The sequence below is a fragment of the Flavobacterium polysaccharolyticum genome (assembly GCF_038739875.1).
Taxonomy (GTDB): Bacteria; Bacteroidota; Bacteroidia; order Flavobacteriales; family Flavobacteriaceae; genus Flavobacterium; species Flavobacterium polysaccharolyticum.
This window is the reverse complement of sequence record NZ_JBCGDP010000071.1, coordinates 1-595: the sequence shown is the minus strand read 5'-3', so window position 1 is coordinate 595 and position 595 is coordinate 1. Positions and strand designations below refer to the sequence as shown.

Sequence of the window (595 nt, the reverse complement as noted above, 5' to 3'; positions counted from 1 at the left end):
TCATTTTGGCTATCTCCTCTAGGGTTGTTCGCCTTTTGTGGATTTTCAGTGTTCTGAATTTTTCCATCAAACTGTTCTTCGACTTTTGACTTACGTAAATGCTCGGAATGATTATTATCTTATCCTTACTTTTGACCGCACTCGGACGAATGGTAAAGCCTAAAAAAGTCAAATCCTTTGGGGTATTTCTTTATAGAGATTCCCCTTAAATTTACTATTTTGCTTTTCTCTGGATGTAAAGTCAGCTTGCAACTCTGCATTCTTTTGGTGATTAAATGAAGCAGATACAAGGCTTGTTTCTCAGTCTTGGAGTGTACTACAATGTCGTCAGCATAGCGTTCAAATGGCTTTTCGGGATGGTATTTTTCCATCCATTTATCAAACACAACGTGTAGAAATAAATTTGCCAATAACGGACTAATTACTCCTCCTTGTGGTGTTCCTGATAATGTGGCTGAAAAACGTCCGTCTTGTTGTACCACGCCTGCTTTGAGCCATCTTTGGATGTACATTACAACCCATTTGTCTTGGCAATAGTGTTGTACTGTTTTGATCAGTAGTTCGTGATCGATATGGTCAAAGAAGCCTTTAATGT

At 38.5% G+C, this 595-nt stretch carries 1 protein-coding gene; it reads right to left on the bottom strand.

The annotated features are described in order from the left end of the window. Window positions 1-125: 125 nt before the first annotated feature. On the bottom strand, window positions 126-595 hold a 470-nt coding region (locus tag WFZ86_RS20135; protein ID WP_342693615.1), incomplete at its 5' end, for a reverse transcriptase domain-containing protein.